This window comes from Stenotrophomonas riyadhensis (genome assembly GCF_040256885.1).
GTDB lineage: Bacteria > Pseudomonadota > Gammaproteobacteria > Xanthomonadales > Xanthomonadaceae > Stenotrophomonas > Stenotrophomonas riyadhensis.
Genome location: NZ_CP155568.1, coordinates 57,351 through 71,701, shown reverse-complemented (window position 1 = coordinate 71,701; position 14,351 = coordinate 57,351). Strand labels below are relative to the sequence as shown.

Below are 14,351 nucleotides of genomic sequence, written 5' to 3'. Positions count from 1 at the left end.
AGTTGTAAAAGCATCCAGAGAGGGGAATGCCGACATACACTGCCGCCTTCACCCGTATCTGCGGAGCTTTCGATGCGCATCGGCCTGGCTGCCAACCGTCTCCACCACCACGACGCGCGCGCCGCCCTGTTCCGCTGGCTGCGTGTCAGCGAACCCGGCCTGCGCGAACTGGGGGTGTCACTGCATGCGGTCGGGCGCACCCACGATGCGATCGAACGGCAGGGATTCCTGGCCGGCTATGGCGGCCTGCACCGCTATCCCTATGGCCGCGAGGGTGGCTTGATGAAACTGGTGGCCGAGGTGGTCGGGATGGGCCCGGAGCGGACACTGGATGGTGCGATCTATCTGATCGATCCGGTCGATCCGTCCTCGGTGTTTCCGGAAGCCACGGCTCTGAAACGGCAGTGCGTGATCCACGGCAAGCCGTTCATTTCGACCGTGGCCACCGCACGCGACTGGGTGGAGGTGGAGCGCGTCCATGCCGGACTGGCTGCCGACGCTGGCGCCGACGACCTGCATGCGTTCGAAGGGCAGACGCTGGCGCTGATCGCGCACGATGCGATGAAGCCGGCGATGCTGGCCTTCGCCGACGAGCACTTCGATGTGCTGGCACGGTTCGGCGAGCGCGTGGCGACCGGCACCACTGGCCAGCGCTTGAACGAACTGGCCTGGGGCCGCGGCTGGCCCAGTGATGCGCCGTGGGTGACGCGCTACCAGAGCGGCCCGATGGGGGGTGATGCGCAGATTGCCGACCGGGTGCTGGAGGGGCGTTGCCAGCGCGCGATCTTCTTCGAGGATCCACACGTGGCGCGCCAGCATGAGGCGGATATCCAGCTGCTGGAGCGCGCGGTGACGACGGTGACCGATCAGGCGGTGTGCATTACGGCGCCGCGGGTGGCGGCGCGGTGGGCGACGGCGGCGGCGTTGCGGGCGGGGTGAGGGTTTCGGCCAACGGCTGAGCCCCTCGTGGTGGGTCGTTCAGATCAGAAGCCGTGCTCGGCCGGGTGGGGTGGATTGCGCAGGGGTCGCTGCAAGTACGTCCTTGTAAGCTCGGTCGCCGCATCCATGCGGCTCACGCCCCTGCGCAACCCACCCCACCCGGCCACGGACACTTTCCGGTGTGCCCACCACGGAAGAAAGAAAGAAGAGCAGGAGCGAAAGCGGGCCGCGCGCTGCGCGCGCTTTTGTAGAGCCGAGCCATGCTCGGCTGCTGTTGATCGCGAGGGCTGAATATCCGCGCTACGCGCGTTAGCCGAGCATAGGCTCGGCTCTACAACAGCTGGCGGAGCATAGCTTTCAAGCGGCGCCCTTCGAGCTGGAAGTAATCGCGCTGTTCGCGCCAGGCGGGGAAGCGCTGTTCCACTTCGTGCCAGAACGCGGGTGAGTGATTCGGCTGGATCAGGTGGCAGAGTTCGTGCACCAGCACGTACTCGAACGCGGCCGAGCGGCCGAGCACGAGTGCCAGGTCCAGTGCCATGCTGCCATCCGGGGCCAGCGATCCCCATTGCGAGGACATCACCTTCAGGCGCAGGCGACTGGGTGCGCGCGGCAGGGTGGGCAGGTACTTCGGCAGCCAGCGGCCGACGTCGGCGCGGGTCTGTGCTTCGTAGAACTCGCGCAGCAGGCGACGCAGGGTGGCGTCACCACCACGGGTCGGCCACTGCACGCAGGCACCATGCGCGTCGATCTCCAGGCGCGCGTAGCGGCCTTCCTGCCAGCGCAGCGGCAACAGTTCGCCGCGCAGTGGCAGCACGCCGTCTTCGCCCGGCCGCAGCGGTGCCGGCAGGCCCTGGCCCTGGTACTGGCGCAGCTGCAATGCCAGCCAGTCGCGGTGCTGTTCCAGGAAGCGTTCGCCCATCACCAGGCTTGCGCGCGGTGGCAGGGTCAAGCGTGCGCCGCGTTCGTCCACGCTCAGCTTGATGCGGCGCGCACGTGGATCGCGCACGCGCAGTACCTCGATCTCGGCATCCTCCAGGCGCAGGCGAACGGTGTCGCGCTGTACGGTGGCGGGCGGGGTCGGGCTGATCAGGCGGCGCAGCAGACGGCTCATGCGCCCAGCATAGCGCCGCTTCGGGCCGCCGGATGACCGGCGGCCGTCGGGCTGCCTGTTCAGTCAGCCTTGCTGAGCTTGAAGGCTTCTTCCAGCAACAGGAACAGGCGGCGGATCTCGGCGCTCTGCAGGGCGAAGCGGGCATCGAACTCGGCGCGGCGGCCGTCTTCGTCGGCATGCTCCAGCTGGTCCAGGGCGCCGTCGAGGAACTTCAGCTTGCGCACGATCAGGTCGTCGCCGATCACGAAGGACAGGTTGTCTTCGAAGATCAGCGCCAGCTTGGTCACCTGCTTGCCGGCGTCCAGGTGCTTGTCGATCTCGTCGCAGCGCAGTTCCTGGTGCTGGCACTTGACCACCGCACCGCCTTCCACCGGGTCCTTCATCTCGCACTCTTCGCCCAGGCTCAGCCCGGTCGGCAGCGGCTCGCCGGCGATCCAGCCGGTCAGGATCGAACGCGGTGCGACTTCGGCGTTCAGCGGCATCGCCGGGAAGCTGCCGAGCAGGCCGCGGATGTCGGACATGAAGTACTCGCCGGTCTTGCGGCTGGAGGTATCCACCGCGACGTAGCCGTGCTGCAGGTCGATGAAGGCGTCGTTGCGCGAGGACTTCACGAAGGCACGCGGCAGCAGTTCATGCAGCAGGTCGTCCTTCATGCGCTTGCGTTCGCGGCCACCCGGGCGGCGGCCTTCCTTCTCCTCGATCTCCTCCAGCTTGCGCTCAAGCAGGTCGTTGACCACGGCCGCCGGCAGGATCTTGTCCTCGCCGCCCACAGTCAGCCACAGGTGTTCGGCGATGCGGTGGGAGAGCAGTTCCTTCTCCTCGCGGCCGAACGGCGAGATGAAGCCGCGCGAGTTCATTTCCAGCGCGCCGACCGGCTTCAGCAGGGCGTGCGGCAGCAGGGTATCGACTTCGGAAAAATCGGTGGTGGTCGGGAAACGGAAGAACGTCAGGTTGCGAAAGAACATGGAATTCCGGATGGCAAAGAGGAAGGGCGACGGACCTTAGACGGTGGGCGTCTCGGGATCTGCGTCGGCGTCGGCCGGGGAGCCGGCCAGCCAGGCATGGGCATCGGGCAGCGGCGCGTCGTCGCGACGGCCCAGCGCCATGAAGTCGAACAGGGTGGTGTCGGCCAGCTGCGAGGGCCGAACTTCGCCCATGGCACGCGCGATCTGCTCGATGCGGCCCGGGTGGTCCTTTTCCCACTGCTTCAGCATCAGGCCGACCTGGCGGCGCTGCAGGTTCTCCTGGCTGCCGCACAGGTTGCAGGGAATGATCGGGAACTGGCGTGCCTGTGCGTACTCGACGATGTCGCTTTCGCGCACGTAGGCCAGCGGCCGGATCACCACGTGTTTGCCATCATCGCTGCGCAGCTTCGGCGGCATGCCCGACAGCTTGGCGTGGTGGAACAGGTTCATGAAGAACGTGGCCACCATGTCGTCGCGGTGGTGGCCCAGCGCGATCTTGGTGAAGCCGTGGGTCTCGGCGTAGTTGTACAGCGCGCCACGACGCAGCCGCGAGCACAGCGAACACATGGTCTTGCCTTCCGGAATGACCCGGCTGACCACCGAATAGGTGTCCTGCTCGATGATGTGGTACGGCACGCCCAGGCCTGCCAGGTATTCCGGCAGTACGTGCTCGGGGAAGTCCGGCTGCTTCTGGTCCAGGTTCACCGCCACCAGCTCGAACGGCACCGGCGCCTTCTTCTGCAGCTGCAGCAGCACGTCCAGCAGGGTGTAGCTGTCCTTGCCGCCGGACAGGCAGACCATGACCTTGTCGCCGGCCTCGATCATGCCGAAGTCGGCAATCGCCTCGCCGACCTGGCGGCGCAGGCGCTTGGCCAGCTTGTGCTGCTCGCGCTCGGCCACGCGCGGATCGCGGACGGCACGCGGCTGGGGATCGGGAAGAGAAATCACGGCACTCATGGGTTCCATTCTAACGGCTCGGAGCCGCCCCGGCCGGGGGTCGGGATTCCCCTCTCCCGGCAGTCATCAACGCTGTGTATGCTCGGAGGCTGTGGACACCTACAGCCCCGCCGAGATCGTCGAGCACCTCGCCGCCCTGCGCGCCGAGCACCGCCTGCTGGATGAACAGATCACCCGCATGGCGGCCAATGGCGAGGATGAGCTGGAGTCCAAGCGCCTGAAGCGGCGCAAGCTGCAGCTGAAGGACTGCATCGCCAGGCTGGAAAGCCTGCAGATTCCCGACGAACCGGCCTAAAGACGGCCCTCGTGGGTGCCCTCCTTGGTTGGCCTACTGCTCTGGTAGGTGCCAACCTTGGTTGGCACGGCTGGAAGGTGTGGACCAAGGTCCACACCCACCGCATCGCCCGGCGCTGCTTTCAATCCTGCGGCGCAGGCTCGTCCGGGCGTGCCGCTTCCGGGCTGACCCGTTCGATGGTGTGGCGCAGCTCGCGGCCGAGGATGAACTTGGCGTCCTTGGCCCAGGCATCCAGGCGTTCGTCGAACAGCAGCTTGCTGTTCTCGTCCGGCCACACCAGGCGCAGCTCGCGCAGCTTGTGGATGAAGCCGCGGAACAGGGACTTGTCGAAGAACTCCGGTGCCGCCGGTGCATACAGCAGGCTCAGCCGCTGCGCCGCCTGCTGGCACAGGCTTTCCAGCTCGGCAGCGCCGAGCACGCCGGGGCCGTTCTTCACCAGCACCGAGATGGCGATGTAATAGCGCTCGAACGCCTGCTGCAGCGAATGGCCGATCGCACGCAGGCGGAACACCTCGTCGGTCTGCCCGGTATTGCGCGCCAGGATGCCGCCGTCGTCATCGTTGACGTTCTGCAGCAGGCCTTCGCGCACGAACACATCGATGGTCCGGTCGATGCGCTGGGCGAACTCGTCCTCGCTCCACGGCAGGAACAGCTCGGCCTGCAGGAACGGGTACACCGTACGGCCCAGCTGGACCAGGCCGGTGCGGCTCATGCGGCGGTTGTTCTGGAAGCAGCAGGCCACCCACGACGAGGCGGTGAACAGGTGCACCACGTTGTTGCGGAAGTAGCTGAGCAGCACCGCGGTATCGCCGCTGACGCTGAGCACGTCGCCCAGCGGGTGCTTGATGCGGGTGAGGACGTTGATTTCCTCGGCGTGGGCGATGATCCGCTCCGGCGAGTGCGGGGTCACCGTCACCCGGTCCGAATACGGCATCTCGACCAGCAGGGTCTTGCACAGCTCGATCTGCGCGATCAGGTCGGCCTCGCCCATCGCGTGCTTCGGCGTGGACAGCAGGGCCAGCGCCAGCAGGTTGATCGGGTTGACGTCGGCGGCGCCGTTGATGCGCACCTGGATGCGTTCGGCCAACGTATCCACCGTGGTCGACAGCCACGCCGGCTTCTCGTCCTCGGAGACCGCCTCGCCCTTCCACTCCGGCGCCTTCTCGGCCAGCACGTCGTTCAGTGCGATCGGTTCGCCGAAGTTCACCACCACCTGGCCGTAGTTCTGCTTGAGCACCTTGGGGATGCCCCACAGCAGCGACCAGATCGATTCCTTTTCCTTCGGCCGGCCGGACAGTTCGTCCAGGTAGCTGCCGCCCTCCATCAGCTTCTCGTAGCCGATGTAGATGGGCTGGAACAGCACCGGCTTGCGCGGCTGGCGCAGGAACGCGCGCAGCGTCATCGAGATCATGCCGCCCTTGGGCTGCAGCAATCGGCCGGTACGCGAGCGGCCGCCTTCGACGAAGTACTCCAGCGAGTAGCCACCGGCCACCAGCTGCGCGACGTATTCGCTGAGCACCGCCGAGTACAGCGCGTTGCCACGGATCGAGCGGCGGATGAAGAACGCACCGCCCTTGCGCAGCAGGGTGCCGACCACCGGCAGGTTCAGGTTGATGCCCGCCACGATGTGCGGCGGCACGATGCCACGGTCGTACAGCAGGTACGACAGCAGCAGGTAGTCCATGTGGCTGCGGTGGCTGGGCACGTAGACCACTTCATGGCCCGGCGCGGCGGCCTTGAACTTGTCCAGGTGGTGCACCAGCACGCCCGCATAGATGCGGTTCCACACGTGGCTGAGCATGAAGCTGGCCGAACGCACCACCGGGCTGGAATAGTCCGCGGCGATTTCCCAGGCGTAGGCGTGCGCCTTCTTCCAGGCATCGGCCGGCTTCGAATTGTCGCGCTTGGCCTGTGCGGCGATCGCTTCGCGCACCGGTTCGGCCGCCAGCACCTGGTCGACCAGCAGGCGCCGCGTCGACAGGTCGGGGCCGATCACCGATTCACGGATGCGGCGGAAATGGGTACGCAGCACGCGCTGCAGCTTGCGCACCGTGCGCTCCGGCTCCAGGCCTTCGTCCACGGTGCTGCGCAGCGAGATCGGCGGGGCAAAGCGGACGATGGTGCTGCGGCCGTTGAGCAGCACCGCCAGCAGGCGGCGGAAGCGGCCGACCAGCGCCCAGTTTTCCGAGAACAGCACGGCGAACCAGCCGCTCTGCTTGTCCGGCGCGCGACCGACGAAGATCGACACCGGCACCAGGTGCACGTCCAGGTCATCGCGCACGCGATGGGCCTGCAGCACCTTCGCCAGCGAATCGGAGTGGGTCTTGGCGCCGCGCTGCTCGGGAATCAGCGAGTTGCTGGAGCTGCGCCGCGACAGCGCCAGGTAGGCGCGCTTGCGGCCGGTCGGGTCACCGGCCAGCGGCACCAGCGGCGACGGCAGGCCGGCCTGGCGGCAGGCCTTGTCCAGGATCAGCGCATTGGACAGGCCGTAGTCTTCCAGCACGTACATGACCGGGCGGCCATCGTTGTACTGGCCCGGGTCTTCCGGCTCGATCTTCAGCGACAGCCACGGCTCGACCAGGCGGCCGAGCAGCCGAGCCCACAGCGGGCGGCGGCCGGCCGGACGCGCGTGCGCGGGCGGCGGTACCGGGTTCGGGCCGGTACCGGTCGAGGGGGACGCCGGCACCGTATCGGCGGGCGTCGACTGGGATTCTTCGCCGGGGAACGGCAGCGGGTTCTGTTTCGACATCGGCGCCATTATGGCTTAGGCGGCAGTGTTGCCGCTTCCCCACCCTCGGGCGGGGTCTCGGCCGGTGCCGGCGCCGCTGCGGCACGGGCCGCGTCGGCCTTGCGCAGCAGGGCATCGGTGTCGGCCAGGGTGCGGGTCAGGTACCAATGGCCCTCGCGCCGGCTCAGCGGCAGCTGCAGGCTCATCTCGCGCCCCGCCAGATCGTAGTGCAGGCGCACCAGCGCGTTGTCGCCTTCCACCGACAGCAGCTCGCCCCGCACGCTGCGCAGCGCGTCATCCACGCCCAACCCGTAGCTGCCCAGCACCGCCTTGAGGGTGTGGATGAACGGCGCCAGCTGCTGCAGGCTGCCTTCCATGCCCGCGGCCTGCAGGCCGGCCTCGTCATCGAAGCCGACCTTGCCGGCGGCGCCCACCAGCGCGGCGATCGTGCTGCGTGCACGCGCACGGTCACTGATCGGCGCGCCCTGCGCCCAGCTGGCGAGGGTTTCGACCAGGGCGATGTAATGGGCCTGCTGGCCGGGCGTATAGCCCTTCTGGTGGCGCAGGTACTGCACGCCGAAGTTGCCCATCGACTGCGCGGCCTGGCGTACGGCGCTGGCCTGGCCAGCCAGCTGGCGATCGAAGCTGCGCTGCAGTTCGGCACCGGCATTGGGCTTGCGCAGTGCGGCCAGCATCGGCAGCAGCTGGTCGCCCAGTGGCAGTTCGGTCAGCGGCCACTGGCTGTGGCCCTCGGCCCAGGCCTGCTGCAGGCGCTGGTACTGGTTCGGCGGTACCGACAGCTTCGCGTAGCCGACCAGATCGTCTTCGGCCAGGCGCAGGGCCATCGCCTGCACCGCCGCAACCGGCTCGGCCGCCGGCTTGGCCGGATCGTTGACCGATTCACGGCAGGCGGCCACGGCCAGCAACAGCATGGCTGCCAGCCCCCATCCACGCGCAGACCTTCCTCGCACTGCCACGCTCATTCACTCGGACTCCCCGGACCGGTCCGCATCTTGCGGCCTGCGACGTGACAGCGGCAAGCCGCGCGGTCACGGTTTCCAACCAATGGGGTCAGATCCCTTCTGCCGCAGGCAGAAGGGATCTGACCCCAGAACCGCCACCGGCATAAAAAAAGAGCCGGGATCACGGGGATCTCAGGCTCTTCAAGCCGGCACGAGGCCGGAGGACAGTGTTGTGGCACATGTCCGGTCCGAGGACCGGATGGCGGCGATCCTACGCTGCCGCTCAAGTTAAGGCAACACTTCACGTAGTATTGTATAAATTATTGATTTTATTGATTTACATGGCATCTGATAGTGATGTCCATGACATCTACGGCAGGTTTTGCGGCGATTCGGGCACAACCGCTCCCCGGGTCAGATGCAGAAACGCCATCCCGCGCGGGTCGGGATGGCGTTCGAGCCTGCAGCCCTGGCAGCGGAATCTCAGCGCGCAGCCAGCGCGGAGGCGATTTCCTGCTGGATGGCCCGCGCCGCAGCCTGCGGATCAGCGGCCAGGCGGATCGGGCGGCCGACCACGATGGCATCGGCGCCATCGGCAAAGGCCTGGGCTACGCCAACGGTACGCTTCTGGTCATCGCCGACCGGGCCGCCGGGGCGGATGCCCGGACAGACGATCGAGAACCCGGCGCCGGTAGCGGCGCGGATCGGGCCGGCTTCCTGCCCCGAGGCGATCACGCCATCGATGCCTGCGGCCTGGGCAGCCAGCGCGCGCTCAACCACAACGTCGACCGGTTCACGATCGATGCCCATCTGCGCCAGGTCCGGACGGCCCATCGAGGTCAGCACGGTCACCGCCAGCAGGCGCATGTCACCGCTGTTGGCGGCGGCGCAGGCTTCCATCATCGTCGGGTGCCAGCCGTGGATGGTGGCGTAGCTGACCGGCCACTGCGACAGGCGCTTGATCACCGCCGCGGCAGTGGCCGGGATGTCGAAGAACTTCAGGTCGACGAACACGCGCTTGTCGCGGCGGGCCAGCTCGTCCAGCACCTGGAAGTACTCGCCGGAGGCGAGCAGTTCCATGCCGATCTTGTAGAACGCCACGCTGTCGCCGAGGCGATCGACCCACTCCAGCGCCTGCACGCGATCAGGCACGTCCAGCGCGAAGATCAGGCGCTCGTCATCGCGCAGCGGCAGCGGCGCGCGGCTCACGGTGCGTAGTCCAGGGCGGCGCGCTTGGCGTCGTGGCGGGCCTGGCGCGACTGGCTGTAGTCGTTGTTGAACTGCGCCGGCTCGAAGCCGCCGTAGGTCGGGTTCGGCAGCATCCACCAGCGCTCGCCGAACCAGTCGTGGTACTGCTGCAGCAGGGCGTCACGGCCTTCATTGGTGTTGGCGGTCACTTCCACGAAGTCGCCCAGCTGGTCACCGAACTGCATCAGCACGCGGTACTTCTGCCCGGCCAGGCGGCGGCGGCAGTTCTTCTCGCTGCCGGCCTGCTCACAGCCTTCGACCACGGTACCCAGGCCCAGGAACACGCTGTCATCGGCCACCGGCAGGCCCTGCTCGCGCAGGTTGGCCAGGGTCGCGTCCTTCAGGTGCACGGCACGGTTGGAGATGTACAGCAGGGTCACGCCCTTGGCGTTGGCGGCCTTGGCGAAATCAACCACGCCCGGAATGGCCTTGGCCTTCTTTTCGGCCACCCACTGGTCCCAGGTCAGCTCGTCGTATTCCTTGCCGTCGCGGACCAGGCGCGCCTGGTAGGGCGAGTTGTCCAGCACGGTCTCATCCACGTCCAGCACCACGGCCGGCTTCAGGCCCTTGGCCTCGTTGCCGCGTTCTTCGGGCACCAGCGCATCCCAGTGGGCTTCCTTCAGCGCGGCATCCAGGTGGTCGGCGGCGGCACGGTAGGTCTGCTCGGTGATTGCCTTGTACTCCTGCGCACGCTGCATCCACAGCACCGCATTGAGGTTGTCGTTGGCAGTGGCATCGAGCGCGCCATCGGCCTTGGCAGCGGCGGCCGGGGCCTCCGGCGCAGTGGCTTCGGCGGCAGGCACATCCACGCGCTTGCAGGCGGACAGGCCCAGCGCCGCGGTGGCGAGCAGGGTCAGGGACAGGGAAACGGGACGACGCATGGATTCACCGGCAATCAGATATACCGGCGCATTTTACCGGCAAAGCCGGCCCGGGGACGGCTATGCTTGGCGGTTGACCCGTTGCCCTTCCGGAGGCCGCCATGACCGATTCCGTCCAGACCCCCGACGTCCCCCTGCTCGACGCGGTGCAGGCCCGCCTGCTGGGCTGTCTGGTGGAGAAGGAGGCGACCACCCCGGACACCTACCCGCTGACGGTCAACGCCGCCCAGTCGGCCGCCAACCAGAAGACCGCCCGCGAGCCGGTGATGAACGTCGATGCCGGGAGCGTGCAGCACGCGCTGCGCCAACTGGAGACACTGGGCCTGGCCCGCCAGCACTTCTCTTCGCGTGCCGACCGCTACGAGCACCGCCTGCAGGCCGCGCTGGACCTGACCCGGCAGCAGACCGTGCTGCTGGCGATGCTGCTGCTGCGTGGGCCGCAGACCCTGGGCGAACTGGTCACGCGCAGCGAGCGCCTGCACCGCTTCGCCGACGCCGACGAAGCCCGCCACGCCATCGAGCGCCTGCAGCAGCGCGCGCTGCTGGTGGTGTTGCCGCGCGCCAGCGGCCAGCGCGAAGACCGCTACATGCACCTGCTGTGCGGTGAAGTGGATGGCGCGGCGCTTGCGGCCAGGTACGCCAGCAGCGGCGGTGGCAGCGATGCGGCCGATCCAGGCCTGGCCGAGCGCGTGGCCCAGCTGGAAGCGGCCGTGGCCGAGCTGCAGGCGCAGCTGGCCGAACTGCGCGGTAACTGAGGCGCAGCCGCAGGGTAGTGCCGGCCACCGGCCGGCACCCCCTCGGGACCAATCCGCCCGGGACCGATCGGCGGTTCAGCAGCCTCCCACTCTCAGGAAGCCATCGCAGTTCGCAAGCGCGCGCACGCCCCATTCCTCCATCGTGTACTGATTGGTCAGCTGGCTGCCGTTGTTGCGCACACACCTGACATCGACGTAGCACTGCGTGCCGGGTCGTCCATCAATACGGTTGACATGGCAACTGCGGCTGGCTGATGACGCGTTCCACGCGCCCTGGCAGGCCTGCGTGCTCGAGTGCGGTGAAAGGTCACTCATCTGGGGAAGCGTGAACGCAGATGCAGACGCGGATACCACGCTCAACAGCATCGTCGTGACCAAAGGCATGAGCTTCATGAGAACTCCTGGAGTTTCCGGGTTTCGGGAATGACCACAGCGCTGCCCAACGCAGCAGGTGGGTCATCCTCATGAAACCCGGAAGCATCGGCGGCGAACCGGACGACTCGCCGGTTTATCGCCAAATGCAAGAATCCTCATTCGGCTTGTCCAGATGCGTCATGCCCCCCCGATGGGTACCGCCACCGCACCCGGCGTGGCATACAGCCGGCTCGGGCTGTCCACGCCCGGCAGCTGGATCACCCCACGCTCCTCCATGCCCAGCCCCAGCAGGATCTTCCCGGACACCACATTGTCCAAATCGGTAATGCCATACAGATCGTGCAGGCCCAGCTCCGCGCGCGCATAGGCAAACACCGCCCGCGCCGCCTCACCGGCGTAGCCCTGCCCGGCGAATTCCGACAGCACCGCATAGCCGATATCCGGCCCCGGCAGGCCATCCCGCCGCACCAGCCCGGCATTGCCCAGCCAGGCACCATCGGCCAGCCGCTCGATGGCATACATGCCATAGCCATGCAGCGCATAGGCCGGCAGTACCCGCATCGCCGCGTAGTCGCGCGCCTCCTGCTGCGTACGCACGCCTCGATCACCGATGAAGCGCACGAAGCCCGGATCATTCAACAGCGCCAGCATCGGCGCCGCATCGCGATCAGGTTCAATCGCACGCAGGCGCAGGCGTTCACTTTCGATGGGATGCACGCGCAGACCTCCAGCCGAAACCCCGATTCTGCCTCAGCCCCCGGCTGCTGCTGTTGCTTTTGATTTTCTTTTTTCTTTTCCGTGGCTGGCGCGCACGGAACCTGTCAGAGGCCGGGCGGGTGGGCTGGGCGGGACCGTCCGCGGCATGGGCCCGAGGCATGCCTCGGGCGGGTTGGGCAGGACGCCCAACCCCGGTCTTGCCGTGTGCGCAGGACAGCGCACACGAGCAAGCCGCGGCCGAGCCCCCAAGGACGGGTTTACGGCGTGTCCCGCCCAGCCCACCCGCCTGGCCCGCTCACGAATGCACTGCGGACGACGCCAGCCACGAGGGGCTGCGCCGTTCGCCGGTCAATCGAACAGCGCCTCGATCGCCGCCAGCCCCGCACTCGCCCGTTCCTTCTTGCGCACCGCATCCGCCACCGGATCGGCGCCATCACGCTGGATCTCCTCGGCCGGAATCTCCTCGAAGAACCGGCTCGGCTTCAGCCGCACGTGCTCGCCGAACTTGCGGGTCAGCTTGCTGTAGCTCATCCACAGCTGGATCTTGGCGCGGGTGATGCCCACGTACAGCAGGCGCCGCTCTTCCTGCAGGTTGCCCTCGTCCAGGCTGACCTGGTGCGGCAGCACGCCATCCTCGCAGCCGACGATGAACACGTACGGGAATTCCAGGCCCTTGGAAGCATGCATGGTCATCATGCGCACCTGGTTGCCGCCCTCGTCCTTGTCGCTGCGCGACAGCAGCGCCAGCTGGCCGGCCAGGTCGGCGGCGGTAGCACCACGTGGGCCACCCTCGAACCACTGCGCCAGTTCCTCGATGTTGTTGGCGCGACGCTGGTAGCTGGCCTCTTCCTTGGCCTGCTGGCGCAGCTCGCTGAGCAGGCCGGATTCCTTGGCGACCTTGCGGATCATGTCGCCGGAAGTGACCTGCCGGGTCTGTGCACGCAGGTCACGCAGGATGTCGGTGAAGCGCGCCAGGCTGTTGGCCGCGCGCGGCGGCAACTGCTGCAGGGCGCCGATCGCCTCGGCGGCCTGTGCCATCGGCATGTCCTTTTCCTGCGCCAGCTCGGCCAGCTTGGCCAGCGTGCCGGCACCGACGTCGCGCTTGGGCGACTGCACCGCACGCATGAACGCGGTGTCGTCGTCGGGGTTCACCAGCAGCCGCAACCAGGCCAGCGTGTCCTTCACTTCCTGGCGTTCCAGGAACATGGTGCCGCCGGTCAGGTGATACGGGATGCGCAGCAGCTGCATCGCCTTTTCCAGCGGGCGCGACTGGAAGTTGCCGCGGAACAGGATGCAGAAATCACTCCACGGCACATTGCGCGACTGCGCCACGAAGGCGATCTCGGCAGCGACCTTTTCCGCTTCGTGCTCGCTGTTGCGGCACTCCCACACGCGGATGCGCTCGCCGTCGGCCTGGTCGCTCCACAGCTTCTTCAGATGCTCGTGCGGATTGTTGGCGATCAGCGCATTGGCCGCGCGCAGCACGCGGTTGGAGCAGCGGTAGTTCTGCTCCAGCTTGATGATCTCCAGCGTGGGATAGTCGCGCCCCATCTGCTGCAGGTTTTCCGGATTGGCGCCGCGCCAGGCATAGATCGACTGGTCATCGTCACCCACGCAGGTGAAGTTGCCCTTGTCGCCGGCCAGCTGCTTGAGCAGCCGGTACTGCGCATCGTTGGTGTCCTGGCATTCGTCCACCAGCAGGTAGCCGATGCGCTCACGCCAGGCCAGCGCGATCTCCGGGTTCTCCTCCAGGATCTGCACGGGCAAACGGATCAGGTCGTCGAAGTCGACTGCATTGAACGCGGTCAACCGCAGCTGGTAACGCTCGTAGACACTGGCCGCTTCCTTCTCGCGATTGCTGCGCGCGGCGGCCATCGCCTGTTCGGGCGACAGGCCGGCGTTCTTCGCGCGCGACACCAGGTTCTTCATGTCCTCGATGTCATCGGGCTTGGCCCCGTACATCAGGTCCTTGATCTGCGCGGCGGCATCGTCGGCATCGAAGATCGAGAAGCCGCGCTTGAGGCCCACCGCGGCGTGCTCGATCTGCAGGAACTTCAGGCCCAGCGCATGGAAGGTACAGATGGTCACCTCGTCGGCGTCCTGCTGGCGCAGGCGCTTGGCCACGCGCTCGCGCATTTCCTTGGCCGACTTGTTGGTGAAGGTGATCGCCGCGATGCGGCGCGCCGGATAGCGGCCGCAGCCGATCAGGTGGGCGATCTTTTCCACGATCACGCGCGTCTTGCCGCTGCCCGCGCCGGCGAGCACCAGCAACGGACCTTCGATGTGCAGGACGGCGGCGGCTTGGGGGGGATTGAGACCGTGCATGGGATGGGGATTGTAGCGGGGCCGGGTGACGACCACAGCCGGTCGCCGGTGGGGTTGCTGAACGGCTTCGGCGAAGCGGGGCTGCGGCGTACA

13 protein-coding genes are annotated in these 14,351 nt (G+C 67.3%); 3 read left to right on the top strand and 10 right to left on the bottom strand.

The genetic code is table 11. The features are described from left to right. Nucleotides 1-72: 72 nt before the first annotated feature. Nucleotides 73-939 (top strand): methylglyoxal synthase, encoded by an 867-nt coding sequence (locus tag SriyCCGPB3_RS00305; RefSeq protein ID WP_180846547.1) that lies wholly within the window; start codon nucleotides 73-75, stop codon nucleotides 937-939. Between the two features lie 331 nt (nucleotides 940-1,270). Here SriyCCGPB3_RS00305 and SriyCCGPB3_RS00300 read toward each other — a convergent pair whose 3' ends face one another. Genes SriyCCGPB3_RS00300 through ttcA form a run of 3 tightly spaced genes read right to left on the bottom strand, consistent with a single transcriptional unit; the run spans nucleotide 1,271 to nucleotide 3,972 of the window. Beyond that, complete coding sequence (locus SriyCCGPB3_RS00300) at nucleotides 1,271-2,050, bottom strand: M48 family metallopeptidase (RefSeq protein ID WP_110710658.1); 780 nt, start codon at nucleotides 2,048-2,050, stop codon at nucleotides 1,271-1,273. Between the two features lie 59 nt (nucleotides 2,051-2,109). After that, entirely contained in the window at nucleotides 2,110-3,015 is a 906-nt protein-coding gene (locus SriyCCGPB3_RS00295) for a recombination-associated protein RdgC (protein WP_005411825.1), read from the bottom strand. Nucleotides 3,016-3,051: 36 nt separating this feature from the next. After that, complete coding sequence (gene ttcA, locus SriyCCGPB3_RS00290) at nucleotides 3,052-3,972, bottom strand: tRNA 2-thiocytidine(32) synthetase TtcA (protein ID WP_180846548.1); 921 nt, start codon at nucleotides 3,970-3,972, stop codon at nucleotides 3,052-3,054. Between the two features lie 91 nt (nucleotides 3,973-4,063). On the opposite strand from ttcA, the gene SriyCCGPB3_RS00285 reads away from it, so the two are divergent. Next, nucleotides 4,064-4,267, top strand: a complete 204-nt coding sequence (locus tag SriyCCGPB3_RS00285; RefSeq protein WP_004153435.1) for a YdcH family protein — start codon at nucleotides 4,064-4,066, stop codon at nucleotides 4,265-4,267. Between the two features lie 121 nt (nucleotides 4,268-4,388). Here the strand turns inward: SriyCCGPB3_RS00285 and plsB are convergent, their stop codons facing one another. The 4 genes from plsB to SriyCCGPB3_RS00265 form a co-directional block, all read right to left on the bottom strand. Continuing rightward, on the bottom strand, nucleotides 4,389-7,025 hold the full coding sequence (plsB, locus tag SriyCCGPB3_RS00280; protein ID WP_350259720.1) for a glycerol-3-phosphate 1-O-acyltransferase PlsB: 2,637 nt from the start codon (nucleotides 7,023-7,025) through the stop codon (nucleotides 4,389-4,391). After that, a complete protein-coding gene (locus tag SriyCCGPB3_RS00275; protein ID WP_110710656.1) occupies nucleotides 7,025-7,978 on the bottom strand; it encodes a hypothetical protein in 954 nt (317 codons plus the stop codon). Before SriyCCGPB3_RS00275 ends, plsB begins: the two co-directional genes overlap by 1 nt. Before the next feature lie 462 nt (nucleotides 7,979-8,440). Further along, the gene (gene pyrF / locus SriyCCGPB3_RS00270) at nucleotides 8,441-9,166 is read right to left on the bottom strand and encodes an orotidine-5'-phosphate decarboxylase (protein WP_110710655.1); all 726 of its coding nucleotides are present in this window, start codon (nucleotides 9,164-9,166) and stop codon (nucleotides 8,441-8,443) included. After that, nucleotides 9,163-10,086 carry a 5'-nucleotidase, lipoprotein e(P4) family gene (locus tag SriyCCGPB3_RS00265; protein ID WP_110710654.1) on the bottom strand — a complete coding sequence of 308 codons (924 nt, stop codon included), beginning with the start codon at nucleotides 10,084-10,086 and terminating at the stop codon, nucleotides 9,163-9,165. The genes pyrF and SriyCCGPB3_RS00265 overlap by 4 nt, the downstream gene beginning before the upstream one ends. A gap of 101 nt (nucleotides 10,087-10,187) precedes the next feature. Between SriyCCGPB3_RS00265 and SriyCCGPB3_RS00260 the strand changes: the two genes are divergently transcribed. Further along, on the top strand, nucleotides 10,188-10,841 hold the full coding sequence (locus SriyCCGPB3_RS00260; RefSeq protein ID WP_153856668.1) for a YceH family protein: 654 nt from the start codon (nucleotides 10,188-10,190) through the stop codon (nucleotides 10,839-10,841). Nucleotides 10,842-10,916: 75 nt separating this feature from the next. On the opposite strand, the gene SriyCCGPB3_RS00255 is transcribed toward SriyCCGPB3_RS00260, so the two are convergent. The 3 genes from SriyCCGPB3_RS00255 to SriyCCGPB3_RS00245 all read right to left on the bottom strand — a co-directional run bounded on the left by SriyCCGPB3_RS00255 (nucleotide 10,917) and on the right by SriyCCGPB3_RS00245 (nucleotide 14,258). Further along, on the bottom strand, nucleotides 10,917-11,234 hold the full coding sequence (locus SriyCCGPB3_RS00255; RefSeq protein ID WP_024958820.1) for a hypothetical protein: 318 nt from the start codon (nucleotides 11,232-11,234) through the stop codon (nucleotides 10,917-10,919). Nucleotides 11,235-11,393: 159 nt separating this feature from the next. Continuing rightward, the gene (locus SriyCCGPB3_RS00250; protein WP_350259719.1) at nucleotides 11,394-11,933 is read right to left on the bottom strand and encodes a GNAT family N-acetyltransferase; all 540 of its coding nucleotides are present in this window, start codon (nucleotides 11,931-11,933) and stop codon (nucleotides 11,394-11,396) included. Between the two features lie 348 nt (nucleotides 11,934-12,281). Next, a complete protein-coding gene (locus SriyCCGPB3_RS00245) occupies nucleotides 12,282-14,258 on the bottom strand; it encodes a UvrD-helicase domain-containing protein (RefSeq protein WP_164162856.1) in 1,977 nt (658 codons plus the stop codon). Nucleotides 14,259-14,351: the final 93 nt, after the last annotated feature.

What these genes read in the sequence shown, in the direction of transcription:
- SriyCCGPB3_RS00305 (WP_180846547.1), top strand. Translation starts at nt 73, where the DNA reads ATGCGCATCGGCCTGGCTGCCAACCGTCTCCACCACCACGACGCGCGC.
- SriyCCGPB3_RS00300 (WP_110710658.1), bottom strand. Translation starts at nt 2,050, where the DNA reads ATGAGCCGTCTGCTGCGCCGCCTGATCAGCCCGACCCCGCCCGCCACC.
- SriyCCGPB3_RS00295 (WP_005411825.1), bottom strand. Translation starts at nt 3,015, where the DNA reads ATGTTCTTTCGCAACCTGACGTTCTTCCGTTTCCCGACCACCACCGAT.
- ttcA (WP_180846548.1), bottom strand. Translation starts at nt 3,972, where the DNA reads ATGAGTGCCGTGATTTCTCTTCCCGATCCCCAGCCGCGTGCCGTCCGC.
- plsB (WP_350259720.1), bottom strand. Translation starts at nt 7,025, where the DNA reads ATGGCGCCGATGTCGAAACAGAACCCGCTGCCGTTCCCCGGCGAAGAA.
- SriyCCGPB3_RS00275 (WP_110710656.1), bottom strand. Translation starts at nt 7,978, where the DNA reads ATGAGCGTGGCAGTGCGAGGAAGGTCTGCGCGTGGATGGGGGCTGGCA.
- SriyCCGPB3_RS00265 (WP_110710654.1), bottom strand. Translation starts at nt 10,086, where the DNA reads ATGCGTCGTCCCGTTTCCCTGTCCCTGACCCTGCTCGCCACCGCGGCG.
- SriyCCGPB3_RS00260 (WP_153856668.1), top strand. Translation starts at nt 10,188, where the DNA reads ATGACCGATTCCGTCCAGACCCCCGACGTCCCCCTGCTCGACGCGGTG.
- SriyCCGPB3_RS00255 (WP_024958820.1), bottom strand. Translation starts at nt 11,234, where the DNA reads ATGAAGCTCATGCCTTTGGTCACGACGATGCTGTTGAGCGTGGTATCC.
- SriyCCGPB3_RS00245 (WP_164162856.1), bottom strand. Translation starts at nt 14,258, where the DNA reads ATGCACGGTCTCAATCCCCCCCAAGCCGCCGCCGTCCTGCACATCGAA.